The organism is Pseudorhodoferax soli, from assembly GCF_003337555.1.
Taxonomy (GTDB): Bacteria; Pseudomonadota; Gammaproteobacteria; order Burkholderiales; family Burkholderiaceae_C; genus Pseudorhodoferax; species Pseudorhodoferax soli.
Genome location: NZ_QPJK01000010.1, coordinates 75,339 through 90,553, shown reverse-complemented (window position 1 = coordinate 90,553; position 15,215 = coordinate 75,339). Strand labels below are relative to the sequence as shown.

General features: G+C 69.0%; 17 protein-coding genes and 1 tRNA gene. 12 read left to right on the top strand and 6 right to left on the bottom strand.

The window, feature by feature from the left end:
• Positions 1-36: 36 nt before the first annotated feature.
• Genes mnmE through DES41_RS29725 form a run of 3 tightly spaced genes read left to right on the top strand, consistent with a single transcriptional unit; the run spans position 37 to position 2,268 of the window.
• Positions 37-1,398, top strand: coding sequence for a tRNA uridine-5-carboxymethylaminomethyl(34) synthesis GTPase MnmE (mnmE, locus tag DES41_RS29735; RefSeq protein ID WP_114471246.1), 1,362 nt, complete (start codon positions 37-39; stop codon positions 1,396-1,398).
• A 23-nt stretch (positions 1,399-1,421) separates the two neighbouring features.
• Positions 1,422-1,910, top strand: a complete 489-nt coding sequence (locus DES41_RS29730; RefSeq protein WP_056665185.1) for a Crp/Fnr family transcriptional regulator — start codon at positions 1,422-1,424, stop codon at positions 1,908-1,910.
• A gap of 1 nt (position 1,911) precedes the next feature.
• Positions 1,912-2,268: a hypothetical protein gene (locus DES41_RS29725; RefSeq protein ID WP_114471245.1), complete on the top strand. Its 357-nt coding sequence runs from the start codon at positions 1,912-1,914 to the stop codon at positions 2,266-2,268.
• Here the strand turns inward: DES41_RS29725 and DES41_RS29720 are convergent, their stop codons facing one another.
• Complete coding sequence (locus DES41_RS29720; protein ID WP_114471244.1) at positions 2,269-4,254, bottom strand: monovalent cation:proton antiporter family protein; 1,986 nt, start codon at positions 4,252-4,254, stop codon at positions 2,269-2,271.
• A 95-nt stretch (positions 4,255-4,349) separates the two neighbouring features.
• On the opposite strand from DES41_RS29720, the gene DES41_RS29715 reads away from it, so the two are divergent.
• Genes DES41_RS29715 through DES41_RS29700 form a run of 4 tightly spaced genes read left to right on the top strand, consistent with a single transcriptional unit; the run spans position 4,350 to position 7,330 of the window.
• Positions 4,350-5,348: a KpsF/GutQ family sugar-phosphate isomerase gene (locus tag DES41_RS29715; RefSeq protein ID WP_114471243.1), complete on the top strand. Its 999-nt coding sequence runs from the start codon at positions 4,350-4,352 to the stop codon at positions 5,346-5,348.
• The gene (locus DES41_RS29710; RefSeq protein WP_114471242.1) at positions 5,348-5,923 is read left to right on the top strand and encodes a KdsC family phosphatase; all 576 of its coding nucleotides are present in this window, start codon (positions 5,348-5,350) and stop codon (positions 5,921-5,923) included. Before DES41_RS29715 ends, DES41_RS29710 begins: the two co-directional genes overlap by 1 nt.
• A 2-nt stretch (positions 5,924-5,925) precedes the next feature.
• A complete protein-coding gene (gene lptC, locus DES41_RS29705) occupies positions 5,926-6,540 on the top strand; it encodes an LPS export ABC transporter periplasmic protein LptC (protein WP_114471241.1) in 615 nt (204 codons plus the stop codon).
• A gap of 4 nt (positions 6,541-6,544) precedes the next feature.
• Entirely contained in the window at positions 6,545-7,330 is a 786-nt protein-coding gene (locus DES41_RS29700) for an SDR family oxidoreductase (protein WP_114471240.1), read from the top strand.
• Between the two features lie 66 nt (positions 7,331-7,396).
• Here the strand turns inward: DES41_RS29700 and DES41_RS29695 are convergent, their stop codons facing one another.
• Both DES41_RS29695 and DES41_RS29690 read right to left on the bottom strand, forming a co-directional pair.
• Entirely contained in the window at positions 7,397-7,951 is a 555-nt protein-coding gene (locus DES41_RS29695) for an RNA recognition motif domain-containing protein (protein ID WP_114471239.1), read from the bottom strand.
• 216 nt (positions 7,952-8,167) lie between these two features.
• On the bottom strand, positions 8,168-8,467 hold the full coding sequence (locus DES41_RS29690; RefSeq protein ID WP_114471238.1) for an RNA recognition motif domain-containing protein: 300 nt from the start codon (positions 8,465-8,467) through the stop codon (positions 8,168-8,170).
• Between the two features lie 445 nt (positions 8,468-8,912).
• On the opposite strand from DES41_RS29690, the gene DES41_RS29685 reads away from it, so the two are divergent.
• From DES41_RS29685 to metW, 3 genes are all read left to right on the top strand, one after another.
• Positions 8,913-9,476, top strand: coding sequence for a TMEM165/GDT1 family protein (locus DES41_RS29685; RefSeq protein WP_114471237.1), 564 nt, complete (start codon positions 8,913-8,915; stop codon positions 9,474-9,476).
• A 135-nt stretch (positions 9,477-9,611) separates the two neighbouring features.
• Complete coding sequence (metX, locus tag DES41_RS29680) at positions 9,612-10,745, top strand: homoserine O-succinyltransferase MetX (RefSeq protein WP_114471236.1); 1,134 nt, start codon at positions 9,612-9,614, stop codon at positions 10,743-10,745.
• Positions 10,742-11,326 carry a methionine biosynthesis protein MetW gene (gene metW, locus DES41_RS29675; RefSeq protein WP_114471235.1) on the top strand — a complete coding sequence of 195 codons (585 nt, stop codon included), beginning with the start codon at positions 10,742-10,744 and terminating at the stop codon, positions 11,324-11,326. Before metX ends, metW begins: the two co-directional genes overlap by 4 nt.
• Positions 11,327-11,372: 46 nt before the next feature.
• Here metW and aptA read toward each other — a convergent pair whose 3' ends face one another.
• Entirely contained in the window at positions 11,373-12,722 is a 1,350-nt protein-coding gene (aptA, locus tag DES41_RS29670; RefSeq protein WP_114471407.1) for an omega-aminotransferase AptA, read from the bottom strand.
• 90 nt (positions 12,723-12,812) lie between these two features.
• Here aptA and DES41_RS29665 point away from each other — a divergent pair, with 90 nt between their 5' ends.
• Positions 12,813-13,745 carry a LysR family transcriptional regulator gene (locus tag DES41_RS29665; RefSeq protein ID WP_114471234.1) on the top strand — a complete coding sequence of 311 codons (933 nt, stop codon included), beginning with the start codon at positions 12,813-12,815 and terminating at the stop codon, positions 13,743-13,745.
• Here the strand turns inward: DES41_RS29665 and DES41_RS29660 are convergent.
• Positions 13,739-13,957 (bottom strand): SlyX family protein, encoded by a 219-nt coding sequence (locus DES41_RS29660; RefSeq protein ID WP_114471406.1) that lies wholly within the window; start codon positions 13,955-13,957, stop codon positions 13,739-13,741. The two genes, DES41_RS29665 and DES41_RS29660, sit on opposite strands and share 7 nt — an antisense overlap.
• A gap of 61 nt (positions 13,958-14,018) precedes the next feature.
• On the opposite strand from DES41_RS29660, the gene DES41_RS29655 reads away from it, so the two are divergent.
• A tRNA-Ala gene (locus DES41_RS29655) sits at positions 14,019-14,094 on the top strand.
• A gap of 41 nt (positions 14,095-14,135) precedes the next feature.
• On the opposite strand, the gene DES41_RS29650 is transcribed toward DES41_RS29655, so the two are convergent.
• Positions 14,136-15,110, bottom strand: a complete 975-nt coding sequence (locus DES41_RS29650) for a Bug family tripartite tricarboxylate transporter substrate binding protein (protein ID WP_114471233.1) — start codon at positions 15,108-15,110, stop codon at positions 14,136-14,138.
• Positions 15,111-15,215 lie beyond the last annotated feature (105 nt).

Below are 15,215 nucleotides of genomic sequence, written 5' to 3'. Positions count from 1 at the left end.
GCAAGCGGCCCTTGTCTTTTGTACAGTCCAGACCCCATGACCGCCTCGCCCCGCGACCCCATCGTTGCCATCGCCAGCGCACCCGGCCGCGGTGCAGTGGGCATCGTGCGTGCCTCGGGCCGCGACCTTGCGCCACTGGTGGCCGCGCTGTGCGGCCGTGTGCTGAAGCCGCGCGAGGCCACCTACCTGCCGTTCCGCGACGCGGACGGCAGCGCCATCGACCAGGGCCTGGCCCTGCACTTCCCGGCGCCGCACAGCTACACCGGCGAGGAGGTGCTGGAGTTGCAGGCGCATGGTGGCCCGGTGGTCATGCAGCTGCTGCTGGCGCGCTGCCTGCAGGCCGGCGCCGGCATCGGCCTGCGCGCGGCCGAGCCGGGCGAGTTCACGCAGCGCGCCTTCCTCAACGACAAGCTCGACCTGGCCCAGGCAGAGGCCGTGGCCGACCTCATCGACGCGAGCACCGAGGCCGCCGCGCGCAGCGCCAGCCGCTCCCTGGCGGGCGAGTTCTCGCAACACATCGACGCGCTGCGCGAACGGCTGATCCATTTGCGCATGCTGGTCGAGGCCACGCTGGACTTCCCCGAGGAGGACATCGACTTCCTGCGCAAGGCCGACGCCCAGGGCCAGCTCGACGGCCTGCAGCAGCAGCTGAAGGCGGTGCTCGCGCGCACCCGCCAGGGCGCGCTGCTGCGCGAGGGCATCACCGTGGTCATCGCAGGGCAGCCCAATGCCGGCAAGTCTTCCTTGCTCAACGCGCTGGCGGGGGCCGAACTGGCCATCGTCACGCCGATCGCCGGCACCACGCGCGACAAGGTCGAGCAGTCCATCCAGATCGAGGGCGTGCCGCTGCATGTGGTCGATACGGCCGGCCTGCGCGACAGCGACGACCCGGTCGAGCGCATCGGCATCGAACGCGCATGGGGCGCCATCGCCAAGGCCGACGCCGTGCTGTTCCTGCACGACCTGCTGCGCCGCGACGATGTGGCCGCGCAGCAGGCTGATGCCGCCATCGCGCAGCGCCTGCCGGCCGGCGTGCCCGTGCTGCAGGTCTGGAACAAGCGCGATGCCGCAGGCGACGCCGCCCTGCCCGAGGGCCTGCACCTGTCGGCCAAGACCGGGGCCGGCCTGGCCGAACTGCGTGCGGCGCTGCTGCAGATCGCGGGCTGGCAGGCCCTGCCCGAGGGCGTGTACCTGGCCCGCGCGCGCCATGTGCAGGCGCTCGGCCGCGTGCAGGAACACCTCGACGCCGTGGGGCTGCACCTGGCCGATGGGCGGACGCTGGACCTCATGGCCGAGGAACTGCGGCTGGCGCAAAATGCCCTGAACGAAATCACCGGCGCCTTCGGATCGGACGATCTGCTGGGCGTCATCTTCTCCCGGTTCTGCATCGGCAAATAGCCGCAGGAGCACGACCCCCCGCCATGAACGCCATGCCGCCCCCCGCCCGTTTCGACATCCAGGACCTGATCCAGGCCATCGCTGCCACCAAGGTCGACGACCAACTGCTGCTGCAGCTGACGCCGGCGCAGTGGGAAGTGCTTGCGCCTTATCTGCAGCCGCTGGCGCTGGCGGCCGGGCAGGTGCTGTTCAAGCAGGGCGCGGCCGACCGCACGCTGTACTTTGTCGAGAGCGGCAACCTGAGCGTGCACTACGAGGACGAACAGGGCGAGGTGCGGCTTGCCATCATCAGCGCCGGTTCGGCCGTGGGCGAAGGCAGCTTCTTCTCGCGGGCCCCGCGCAGCGCCACGGTGCAGGCCGGCATGCCGGCGCGGCTGTGGAGCCTGTCGCCCTTGCGCTTCGGGGAACTGACCAACCGCCGGCCCGAACTCGCGTTGGCGGTGGCCATGGCGGCCGGCGCCGTGGTGTCCAAGCGCATGGTGAACCGCCGCCGCCGCGACGCAGTGACTTGAGATGACGGTGTTGGACAAGAGCGCGCCGGCCGGGCTGGACCCTGCCGCGGTGCGCAAGGTGGAACGCGCGGACCGCCGCGCGCAGCTGTTCGCCGTGGTGCGCGAAGCCATGGCGCAATGCGGATTTCCGGCCGAGGGCTACCGCTTCAAGGTGGTGGCGCTCGATGCCGAGGGCTGGCGCTACCTGGTGCTGGTCGACCTCGCGCCCGCCCTGGAGGACAGCGAGGCCGATCCGGGCCCGGTGCAGGGCATGGTGGCGGTGGCGGCTAAGATGCGGGCCGACCTTGTCGTGGAAGGCGTCTACTGGCGGCCTGCCGCGGCCGAACCCGGCGCTGCGGCGCCCGCCACGGCCGACTGATCAGCCGCGCAGCAGGCGGCCTTCGGCCAGGGCCAGTGCCTCGGCCCGGCCCGACAGCACCACCGTATCGCCGTCCTGCAGCACCGCCTCGTCGTTGACGGGCACCGCAGCGCCGCCCATGCGGCGCAGCTGCACGACGCGGGCGCCCAGCGCATGCAGCGCAAGATGGCCCAGCGGCTTGCCGAGCGAGCGCGAGGCCAGGGTCAGGGACACCGTGGCCAGCCGTTCGTGGTCCAGCTCGTCCTGGCCATCGTCGTCGGCGCCGTGGAAGTAACCGCGCAGCAAGTTGTAGCGCGCATCGCGTTGGTCCTGCACCAGCCGCAGCACGCGGCGCATCGGCACGCCCACCAGGGCCAGCGCATGGCTGGCCAGCATCAGGGAGCCCTCGATGGCTTCGGGCACGACCTCGGTGGCGCCCGCCTGCTGCAGGCGTTCGAGGTCGCGGTCGTCCTGCGTGCGCACGATCACGGGCACCTGCGGGGCGTGGGCGCGCACATGGGCCAGCACCTTCATCACGCCGGGCACGTCCAGGTAGGTCAGCACCACCGCGCTGGCGCGCGCCAGGCCCGCGGCCATCAGCGCCTGCAGCCGCGCGGCATCGCCGAACACCACCGAGTCGCCGGCCGCGGCTGCGAGGCGGACGCGGTCCGGGTCCAGGTCCAGCGCCATGTAAGGGATGGACTCGCGCTCCAGCATGCGCGCAAGGTTCTGGCCGCTGCGGCCGTAGCCGCAGATGATCACGTGCTTGTTGGCGTTGATGGAGCGCCGCGCGATGCTGGTCATCTGCAGCGACTGCTGCAGCCAGTCGCTGCTGACGAAGCGCGTGACGATGGCGTTGGTGTACATCACCATGAAAGGCGTGGCCAGCATCGACAGCACCATGCTGGCCAGGATCGGGTTCAGCAGCGCGGGCGGCACCAGGCCGCGGTTGTTGGCCAGCGTCAGCAGCACGAAGCCGAATTCGCCGGCCTGCGCCAGGTACAGGCCCGTGCGCAGCGAGACGCCGGCCGAAGCGCCCAGGCCGCGCGCCAACGCTGCGATCAGCGCCAGCTTGAACAACACCGGCAGCGTGACCAGCAGCAGCAGCAGCGGCCAGCGTTCCAGCACGATGCGCCAGTCCAGCATCATGCCGATGGTGATGAAGAACAAACCCAGCAGCACATCGTGGAAGGGCCGGATGTCGGTCTCCACCTGGTGCTTGAACTCGGTCTCGGAGATCAGCATGCCCGCGATGAAGGCACCCAGCGCCAGCGACAGGCCCGCCAGCTCGGTGAGCCAGGCCAGGCCCAAGGTGATCAGCAGCAGGTTCAGCACGAACAGGTCTTCGCTCCTGCGCCGTGCCACCAGCGTGAGCCACCAGCGCATCACGCGCTGCCCGCCCGTCAGCAGCAGCGTGATCAGCAGCACCGCCTTGACCATGGCCAGGCCCAGCGCAACCAGCATCTGCTCGGCCGAGGCACCCAGCGCAGGGATCAGCACCAGCAGCGGCACCACGGCCAGATCCTGGAACAGCAACACGCCCATCACGCGCTTGCCGTGCTCGGACTCGAGCTCGATGCGGTCGGCCATGAGCTTGACCACGATGGCCGTGCTGCTCATGGCCAGCGCGCCGGACAGTGCCACCGCCGTCTGCCAGGGCATGCCCCACCAGCGCGGCGCCATGGCCGCCACCGCCAGCGACGCGCCCGTGCCCACGAGGATGGTCAGCACCACCTGCCACAGGCCCAGCCCGAACACATGGCGGCGCATGGCGCGCAGCTTGGGCAGGTTGAACTCCAGCCCGATCACGAACATCAGGAACACCACGCCGAACTCGCCCAGGTGCTTCACGCTTTCCGAGTTCTGCGCGAGGGCCAGCGCGTTGGGGCCGATCAGCACGCCCACCGTCAGGTAGCCCAGCATGGGGGGCAGCTTGAGCGAGCGGAACAGCACCACGCCCAGCACAGCCGCCAACAGGTAGACCAGCGTCAGTTCGAGCGAGGACATAGGTGCGCGCATGCTAGCGTGTTGACCGTGCCCGGCCGCGGGCTCTGGACGGCGGCGCAAGGGCGCGCAAGGGGGCGCTCGATAGAATTCGCGCCATGACACCACCGCGCGAACGCGTCCAGCCGCTGGACACGGCACAGGTCATCGGCCTGGCGCAAACCACCTTCGACATCGAGGCCGCTGCCGTGCAGGGGCTCAAGGCCCGCGTGGGCGAGAGCTTCGTGCGCGCCGTGCAGCGCATCCTGCACCTGAGCGGCCGCGTGGTCGTGATGGGCATGGGCAAGAGCGGCCATGTGGGTCGCAAGATCGCCGCCACGCTGGCCTCCACGGGCACGCCCGCGCTGTTCGTGCACCCGGGCGAGGCCAGCCATGGCGACCTCGGCATGGTGACCGCGCACGATCTGGTGATCGCGATCTCCAACAGCGGCGAGAGCGCCGAGCTCAACCTGATCCTGCCCGTGCTCAAGCGCCAGGGCATCCCGCTCGTGGCCATCACCGGTGGCGCGCAGTCCACGCTGGCGCGCCACGCCGACGAGGTGCTGGACAGCGGCGTCGAGAAGGAGGCCTGCCCGCTCAACCTGGCACCCACGGCCAGCAGCACGGCCCAGCTGGTGATGGGCGATGCCCTGGCCGTCGCCCTGCTGGAGCTGCGCGGCTTCAAGGCCGAGGACTTCGCGCGCTCGCATCCCGGCGGAGCCCTGGGCCGCCGGCTGCTGACCCATGTCAGCGACGTGATGCGCAGCGGCGCCGAGATGCCGACCGTGGCCGCGGACACGCCGCTGGCCGAGATGATGCGCGAGATGAGCGCCAAGGGCGGCCTGGCCGCCATCGTCGACGGCGCGCTGCGCGTGCAGGGCGTCTTCACCGACGGCGACCTGCGCCGCCTGGTTGAAAAGGGCAGCGACCTGCGCGCCGTGCGCGCTGGCGACGTGATGCACGCCAGGCCACACACCATCCGCGCCGATGCGTTGGCGGCCGAAGCCGTCGAACTCATGGAGCAGTACCGCATCACGGCCGTGCTGGTGGTCGATGCGGCCGGCACGCTGGTCGGCGTGGTGCACATCGGCGACCTCATGCGGGCCAAGGTGATCTGATGGCGCGGCCCCCTGTGCTGAGCCACCCGGCCGAGCTGCTGCTGCGCGGCCAGGACGTGCGCGTGGCCTTCTTCGACGTCGACGGCGTGCTGACCGACGGCAGCCTGTACTTCACCGAGCTGCCGCCCGGCGATGCGCGCGGCGCGGCCGAGACCATCAAGCGTTTCCACACGCTGGACGGCATGGGCATCAAGCTGCTGCAGGCCGCCGGCATCACCCCGGCCGTGGTGACCGGGCGCGATTCCGTGGCGCTGCGCGCGCGCCTCAAGGCGCTGGGCGTGGTCCATGCCCGCTTCGGCACCGAGGACAAGCGCCCTGCCGCCGAAGCCATCCTCGCGGAACTGGGGCTGGACTGGAGCGCTGCCGCCGCCATCGGCGACGACTGGCCCGATCTGCCCATGCTCAACCGCGCCGCGCTGGCCGCCGCGCCGCCGCATGCCCACCCCGAGGTGCTGGCCGCGGCCCACTACGTGACGCGCATGGCCGGCGGCCAGGGCGCCGCCCGCGAGTTCTGCGACCTGCTGCTGATGGCCCGCGGGCGCTACGCAGAGCTGCTGGCGCCCTACCAGGCATGAAGATGTTTGCCCTGCTGCGCGATGCCTGGGAGCGTCTGTCGATCTACCTGCCGCTGGTGCTCATGGTTCTGCTGGCACTGGGCACCTACTGGCTTGTGCGCAATGCGCCCACGCTGGCACAGCCGGCCACGGTGCGCCCCGTGAACCACGAGCCCGACTACTTCATGCGCAATTTCTCGGTCAAGACCTTCGATGCCAATGGCCGGCTGCGCAGCGACATCCGCGGTGAGCAGGCCTGGCATTACCCGGACACCGACACGCTGGAAATCGACAAGGCCCACATCCGCTCGCTCAACGAGCAAGGCCATGTGACGGTGTCCACGGCCAAGCGGGCCTTGTCCAATGCCGATGGCTCGGAGGTGCAATTGTTCGGCGATGCCGTGGTGGTGCGCGAGCCCGTCAAGGGCGCCGACGGCCGCATGCTGCCGCGCCTGGAGTTGCGCAGCGAGTTCCTGCACGCCTACACCAACGTGGAACGCGTGCGCTCGCATTTGCCGGTGGAACTGCTGCGCAGCGGCGACCGCTTCACCGCCAACAGCCTGGACTACGACAACCTGGACCGCCTCCTGCAGCTCGACGGCCGCGTGCGCGGCACCGTGACGGGCCGCACGCCCTGACACCATGACCGCAGCACCGCTGGCCTTCATCACCGGCGCGTCCAGCGGCATCGGGCAGGCATTGGCACTGCGCTACCACCAGGCCGGCTACGCGCTGGCGCTGGTGGCGCGCCGCACCGACGAGATCGAACGCTGGCGCGCCGAGCAAGGCCTGGATCCGGCGCGGGTCGTGGTCTACGGGGCCGACGTCGCCGAACCCGACAGCATCATCGCCGCTGCCCAGCAGTGCCTGGAGCGCCAGGGCCTGCCCGATGTGGTGATTGCCAACGCCGGCATCAGCATCGGCGTGGACACGGCAGAGCGCGACGACCTGGCGGTCTTCGCGCGCATCCTGGCTGTCAACAACCTGGGCATGGCGGCCACCTTCCATCCCTTCATCCTGCCCATGCGTGCGCGCCGCAGCGGCACCCTGGTGGGCATCGCCAGCGTCGCCGGCATCCGTGGCCTGCCCGGCCATGGCGGCTACTGCGCGAGCAAGGCCGGCGTCATTTCCTACTGCGAAAGCCTGCGCGGGGAACTGCGCCCGTTCGGCGTGAAGGTCGTGACGATCACGCCCGGCTACATCGACACGCCGCTGACGCGCCGCAACCGCTACGGCATGCCCTTCCTGATGACGGCCGAGCGCTTTGCCGACAAGGCGCACGCGGCCGTCGCTGCCGGCGCTAGCTACCGCGTGATCCCTTGGCAGATGGGCGTCGTCGCCAAGCTCATGCGCGCCCTGCCGAACGCCTGGTTCGACCGGCTGTTGGTCGGCCGTGCCCGCAAGCCGCGCCAGAACGCGGACAGCTGAACGGGCAGACGCTGGACGGCAAAAAGGCTCCCGAAGGAGCCTTTTTCAAGATGCGCTGGTGAGCGATCAGTAGCTGTTGTTGCCACCGCGGCCACCGCCGCCGCCGCGCGGACCGGAGCCGTAGGGACTGCGGAAACCGCCGTCGCCACCGCCACCGCCGCCGCCGCTGCGACCACCGCCGCCGCCACCGTAGCTGTCGCCACCGCGGCCACCGCCGCCACCACCACCGTAGCCGCCGCCACCGCCGCTGCGACCACCGCCGCCGCCGCCGTAACCGCCGCCACCACCACCGCCGCCGTAGCCGCCACCACCGCCGCCGCCGTAACCGCCGCCGCCGCCACCACCGTAGCCACCGGTACGGGGGGGACGGGCTTCCATCGGGCGCGCCTCGTTGACGACGCAGCTGCGGCCGCCCAGCGATTGGCCATTCATGCCGTTGATGGCTGCCTGCGCTTCTGCGTCAGAACCCATCTCGACAAAGCCAAAACCCTTGGAACGGCCGGTGTCGCGTTCCATCATGACCTTGGCGCTGGTCACGGTGCCGAATTGGCTGAAGGATTGCTCCAGATCGCTGTCGCGAACCGAATACGGCAGGTTGCCGACGTACAGTTTGTTGCCCATTGAAGGGACTCCTCAAAAACACAAAGAAAAAGCGATGGAGTCCCGAAAACGCAATCTGCAGAACTCAAGGACGCGGAACTGGCCGACACCGCAAGCCGCATGGACGCGAGGCCCAGGCTCTACCATCATATGCGTTCAGCTCGGAAAGAAACACAAATCACGTGAAAATTTTCAACGTGGAAAGTGCCAATCCGTGGTGAGAACCCCGAAACCGTCTCAGTAGCGGCTGCGCTCGCCGCCAAAACCGCCGGTGCGTGGCGGCCGCGGCTCCATCGGGCGGGCCTCGTTGACCACCAGCGCCCGGCCACCCACGCTCTGGCCATGCAGGCCTTCGATCGCGGCCTGGGCCTCGGCGTCGCTGGACATCTCGACAAAGCCGAAGCCCTTGGAGCGGCCGGTGTCGCGCTCCATCATCACTTTGGCGCTGGCGATGCTGCCGTAGGCGCTGAACGCCTGGTGCATGTCGTCGTCGCGAAAAGAATAGGGCAGGTTGCCCACATACAGTCTGTTGCCCACGCAGGACTCCTTGGAAATCAGTTCTCGAAATAGAAGCGATGGGGGAGCCGCCCGCAAACCGAACCGACCGAACACCGCAAGCTCGTGCGCCGCAAAATGCGCAGGAACTTTTTATTATGCGAGGACCCGTCCGATTTGCGAGCAAGTCGACGTAGGGATAAACGCGAATACTGCAACGAGAGTGCGGGTTCCCCCGGGCTACAATCGCGCCCGTCTTGGGGGAGTAGCCAACCTTCGCTTCGTGCGAGAGGGGTTTGCGTCAACAGACTTGTTCGTGTGGTGTCTTCGGATGCTGCCGACATGGCGCAAACGGACCACCGGCGGCAGCCTGCAACGGGCAAGGCCTGGCCGGGGTTCAAGCGAGACCTTTGACTGCGCAGCTTCTCGTGCCGGGAAAGGCTGTCTGCAGTCATTGGTATGTCGCATCCCGGCCGGAGTTTGTTTCTTGGAAGCCTTTCTCGTCTCCACCGGAATCGTCGCGCTCGCCGAAATGGGCGACAAGACGCAGTTGCTGGCTCTGCTGCTGGCCGCCCGTTTTCGCAAACCCTGGCCCATCGTCGCCGGCATCCTGGTCGCCACGCTGGCAAACCACGCCGCAGCCGGTGCCGTTGGCGCCTGGATCCAGACCGTGGTCAGCCCGTCGACGCTGCGCATCGTGTTGGGCGTCTCCTTCCTGGCCATGGCGGTCTGGATGCTGATCCCCGACAAGATCGACGACGACGCGGGCGACAAGGCGCCCCGCTTGGGCGTGTTCGGCACCACGCTGGTTCTGTTCTTCCTGGCCGAGATCGGCGACAAAACGCAGATCGCGACCGTGATGCTGGCCGCGCGCTACGAAGCCGCCTTGGCCTGGGTCGTCTCCGGCACCACGCTGGGCATGATGCTGGCCAATGCGCCAGCGGTGTGGCTCGGTGAGAAGCTCACCAAACGCGTGCCGGTGCGTGCCGTGCACCTCGTCTCGGCGGCGATCTTCACCGTGCTGGGCATCGCGGCGCTGGTGAGCGCATAGCTATACTGCCCACCCTGCGCCGATTTGTTCCAGATTGCGGGCGCCGGAACCACCGAGTTCCGAAGTACTGCTAAACACGGACGCCCCCCAACCCGGCTTCGTTGTTAGCGAGCCGGGTTTTTTGTTTTTGCGTCCATGCCACTCATCGCGCATCCCCAGTCCATGCCGTTCAGCCAGCCGCTGCCGCTGCAGAGCGGCGCGGCCATCCGCGACTACGCACTCAGCTACGAGACCTACGGCACGCTCAACGCCGACAAGAGCAACGCCGTGCTGATCTGCCACGCGCTCAACGCCTCGCACCATGTGGCCGGCGTCTACGAAGACCAGCCGAAGTCAGAGGGCTGGTGGGACAACATGATCGGCCCCGGCAAGCCGGTGGACACCGATCGCTTTTTCGTGATTGGCGTGAACAACCTGGGCTCGTGCTTCGGCTCCACCGGCCCCATGCACATCAACCCGGACACCGGCCGCGTCTACGGTGCCGACTTCCCGGTCGTGACGGTCGAGGATTGGGTCGATGCCCAGGCCCGCCTGCTGGACGCCTTGGGTATCCGCCAGCTGGCCGCCGTGATGGGCGGCAGCCTGGGTGGCATGCAGGCCCTGTGCTGGAGCCTGCGCTACCCCGAGCGCGTGCGCCACGCCGTGGTGGTGGCCAGCGCGCCCAACCTCAACGCCGAGAACATCGCCTTCAACGAGGTGGCACGCCGCGCCATCGTGACCGACCCCGATTTCCACGGCGGCCACTTCTACGCGCAGGGCGTGGTGCCCAAGCGCGGCCTGCGCATCGCCCGCATGATCGGCCACATCACCTACCTCAGCGACGACGTGATGAACGAGAAGTTCGGGCGCCAACTGCGCGAAGGCATCGACCTGAAATACAGCACGCAGGACGTCGAGTTCCAGATCGAGAGCTACCTGCGCTACCAGGGCGACAAGTTCAGCGAGTACTTCGACGCCAACACTTACCTGCTGATCACGCGCGCGCTCGACTACTTCGACCCGGCGCGCGCCCATGGCGGCAACCTGCAGCAGGCCCTGGCGCAGACGCAGGCCAAATTCCTGCTGGTCAGCTTCACGACCGACTGGCGCTTCGCCCCGGCGCGCAGCCGCGAGATCGTGCAGGCCCTGCTCGACAACAAGCGGGCCGTCAGCTACGCGGAGATCGACGCTCCGCACGGGCACGACGCCTTCCTGCTCGACGATGCGCGCTACCTGAATGTGGTGCGCGCCTACTTCGCCCGCATCGCGAGCGAAGGAGCCGCGGCATGAGCGACCAGTCCACCATGGAGACGATCGCACGGCTCGTGCCGCAGGGAGCACGCGTGCTCGACCTGGGCTGTGGCGACGGCGCGCTGCTGGCCCACCTGCAGGCCACGCGCGGCTGTACCGGCTACGGCATCGAGATCGCCGACGCCAACGTGCTGGCCTGCGTGCAGCGCGGTGTCGACGTGATCCAGCTCAACCTGGAAGAGGGCCTGGCGATGTTCGACGACGCCAGCTTCGACGTGGTGCTGCAGATCGACACGCTGCAGCACCTGCGCAATGCCGAGACCATGCTGCGCGAGACCGCACGCGTGGGCCGCCGCGGCATCGTGGCCTTCCCCAACTTCGCGCACTGGCCGAACCGGCTGTCGGTGCTGCGCGGGCGCATGCCGGTCACGCGCCGCCTGCCCTACCAGTGGTACGACACGCCCAACATCCGCGTCGGCACCTTCAAGGACTTCGAGGCGCTGGCGCGCAAGAACGGCCTGAAGATCCTGGACGCGTTCGGCCTGCAGGCCGGGCTGGAAATCCGCGCGTTCCCGAACGCGCGCGCATCTACCGCGCTGTTCCACTTCGAGCGCGGCTGAGCAACAAAAAAGGGCCCGAAGGCCCTTGGCTGCTGCAGCGCGCCGCTCAGGCGGTTTCGCCCAGCGCGTCCGACAGCGCGTTCACCAGCCGGTCGATCTCTGCCTTCTCGCTGATGAAGGGCGGCGCCAGCTGGATGGTGTCGCCGCCGTAGCGCACGTAGAAGCCCTTCTTCCAGCACGCCATGGCGATCTCGTAGGGCCGCTTGGCCGGCTCGCCCGGCACCGGCGCGATGGTGATGCCAGCGGCCAGGCCGAAGTTGCGGATGTCGGTCACGTGCTTGGCGCCCTTCAGGCTGTGCACGGCCTGCTCGAAGTGCGGCGCCAGCGCCTTCACGCGGCCCACGCCGTCCTCGGCCTGCAGCAGGTCCAGCGCGGCCAGGCCGGCCGCGCAGGCCACCGGGTGCGCCGAGTAGGTGTAGCCGTGCGGGAACTCCACCATGTACTCGGGTCCGCCGGCCGCCATGAAGGTGTCGTAGATCTCACGGCTGGCGACCACGGCGCCCAGCGGCTGCGTGCCGTTGGTCACCTGCTTGGCGATGTTCATGATGTCCGGCGTGACGCCGAAGGCCTCGGCACCCGTCATCGCGCCGCAGCGGCCGAAACCGGTGATGACCTCGTCGAAGATCAGCAGGATGTTGTTGGCCGTGCAGATGTCGCGCAGGCGCTGCAGGTAGCCCTTGGGCGGGATCACCACACCGGCCGAGCCCGAGAACGGCTCGACGATCACCGCCGCGATGGTCGAGGCGTCGTGCAGCGCGATCATGTCCAGCAGCCGGTCGGCCAGCTCGGCGCCGTTCTCCGGCATGCCGCGCGTGAAGGCGTTGGCGGCCAATTGGGTGTGCGGCAGGTGGTCGGCCTCGATGGTCTGGCCGAAGGCCTTGCGGTTGCCCACCATGCCGCCCACCGAGATGCCGCCGAAGTTCACGCCGTGGTAGCCCTTCTCGCGGCCGATCAGGCGCGTCTTGCCGGCCTGGCCCTTGGTGCGCCAGTACGCCCGTGCCATCTTGAGCGAGGTGTCTGCCGCCTCCGAACCCGAGCCGGTGAAGAACACATAGTCCAGGCCCGCGGGCGTCAGTTCCTTGATCTTGTTGGCCAGTGCGAACGAGCCGGGGTGGCCGAACTGGAAGGCTGGCGCGTAGTCCAGCGTGGCGATCTGGCGGGCCACGGCCTCGCTGATCTCGGCGCGGCCGTGGCCCAGGCCGGTGCACCACAGCCCCGACAGGCCGTCGAAGATCTTGCGGCCATCGCCATCCGTGAAATAGGCGCCCTTGGCGCCGACGATCATGCGCGGGTCGGCCTTGAAGTTGCGGTTGCCGGTGAACGGCATCCAGTGCGCGTCCAGCCAGGCGGCGTCGCGTTGGGTGGCTTGGGTCTGCGGGGCGGACAGCACGGTCATGGCGGCTCCGGGAATGGTGGAAAAGCGCGCATTGTTGGACACCGCCATCTCTTGGACAATGTTGATGTATCAAACTTCAGTTGTCGATCCATGCAAGTAAAGAACCGTGCCGTGCTGGGCCAGCTCGACGACATGGACCTGCGCCTGCTCAAGGTCTTTCGCAGCGTCGTGCAGTGCGGCGGCATGACCGCGGCGGAGCTGGAACTCAACATCGGCACCTCGACCATCAGCCGCCACATCAAGGACCTGGAGACGCGGCTGGGCCTGGTGCTGTGCCGGCGTGGCCGGGCCGGCTTCGCGCTGACCGAGGAGGGCCAGCGCGTCTACGACGAAACACAGCGGCTGCTGGCCTCGGTCGACGTCTTCCGCAGCGGCATCGACGACATCCACGGCCGCATGGGCGGCGCGCTCGAGCTGGCCGTGTTCGACAAGACCGCCACCAACCCGCAGGCCCGCATCGCCGAGGCCATCGCGCTGTTCCGCGCCCAGGCGCCCGAGGTGCAGCCCAGCCTGCACGTGGCCTCCATCAACGAGATCGAGCGCGGCGTGATCGACGGCCGCTTCGCGCTGGGCATCATCCCTGCGCACCGGGCTTCACGCAGCCTGCGCTACACCGAACTCTTCGGCGAGACCATGCTGCTGTACTGCGGCCGCCAGCATCCGCTGTTCGGCGGCTCGCACGCCGGCCTGGGCTGGGCGAAGCTGCGCCAGTACCCATTCGCAGGTCTCGGCTACCACTCGCCCAACATGGAGCTGAGCCACCAGGAGCGGCTGGTGCGCCGGGCCAGCGGCTACGACCAGGAGGCCATCGCCACGCTGGTGCTGTCGGGTTGTTTCCTGGGCTTTCTGCCCGACCACTACGCGGCCGGTTTCGTCGACAAGGGGCTGATGCAGGCCGTGGCGCCCGAGCGCTTTTCCTACGCCTGCCAATTCGTGAGCCTGCTGCGGCGTTCACCCCAGCCCTCGCGGGCGGCACTGCTGTTCCAGGAGTGCCTGACCGCAGCCCATGCGCGCGATCAGTAGTGCGGCGGCAACTCGTCGCGCAGGTTGCGGGCGCCTGCGGCGGTCGGGTCGGGCTGTTGCAGCCGCAGCGCTTCGAGCTGGCGTGCCAGCGCATCGATCTGCTGCTGCTGGCGGTACACGGTCAGGTTCAACTCGTCCAGCAGGTCCTCGGCTTCGCAGGCCTTGATTTCCAGCGCTTCGAGGCGGCGCGAAAGGGGGTCTTGGGCATCCATGGTGGGATTGGACACCATGCCTGCACGCTGCTGCGCGGCGGTACTAGAATCCGGCCGCCGTGGGGGGGTAGCTCAGCTGGGAGAGCGCCGCGTTCGCAATGCGGAGGTCGGGAGTTCGATCCTCCTCCTCTCCACCACATCACCCGCGAGTCTTTCGTGTGCCGGCCATGCCGCCGGTTCAGTTCTGCATGCCCGCCCGCTGCACCGTCGCGCGCATGCGCGGCAGTTCCTCCTCGATGCGCGCCGCCACCGCCTCGCCCGGCTCGTAGGCCGGCTGCAGGCCGTTGGTCAGAAGGCCCTTGTGCAGGTCGGCCGCGGCCGCGGTCTCCGCGATCGCCTTGTGCAGCGCGCTGCGGACCTCGGCTGGCAACCCGCGCGGCGCCACCACGGCCAGCCACGAGTCCGCTGCGAAGCCGGCATAGCCGCTCTCCGCGATGGTCGGCACCTGGGGCAGTTGCGGCGCGCGGCTCGCGCCGAGCACCGCGATCGCCTTGACCTTGCCGGCCTTGAGCTGCGGCAGCGCCGCGGCCACGGTGTCCACGCTCAGGGGGATCTGGCCGCCGATCAGGTCGGTCATGGCCGGTGCGCTGCCCTTGTAAGGAATGTGCGTGAGCTTGACGCCGGCGCGCTCCCACAGCATCTCGCCGGCGAAGTGGCCGGTCGTGCCGTTGCCGAAGCTGCCGTAGACGAACGTGTCGGGTGCGGCGCGCACGGCGGCCAGCAGCTGGCCGAAGTCCTTGGCCGGCACCGAGGGGTGGGCCAGCAGGATCAGCGGCACGCGCGCGGTCATGCCCAGGGGCTCGAAGCTCTTGATGGCGTCGTAGGGCAGTTTCGGGTTCAGCGCCGGGTTGATCGTGAAGGTCGAACCCGAGCTGATCAACAGCGTGTAGCCGTCGGGCGCGGCGTTGGCCGCCACCACGGCCCCCACCACCGTGCCCGCGCCGGCCCGGTTGTCCGCCACCACAGGCTGGCCGAGCCGCTCGCCCAGACTCTTGGCCACGAGCCGGCCCACCACATCCACGGCCCCGCCGGGCGGGAACGGGATCACGAGTTGGATCGGCCTGGCCGGCCAGGCCTGGGCCCAGACGGGCGCGGGGGCTGCGAAGGCCGTGGCCAGGGCGATGCCGGCGATGCTTGCAACGGGGTTCTTCATGCTTTCTCCTTGGGGGCGGGGGTGAAAAGGCGGTGACGAATGCGCAGCGCGCAGGCATCCAGCGCCGGCCACACATGGCTGGCGAACAGGTGCGCAGGGGAGGGG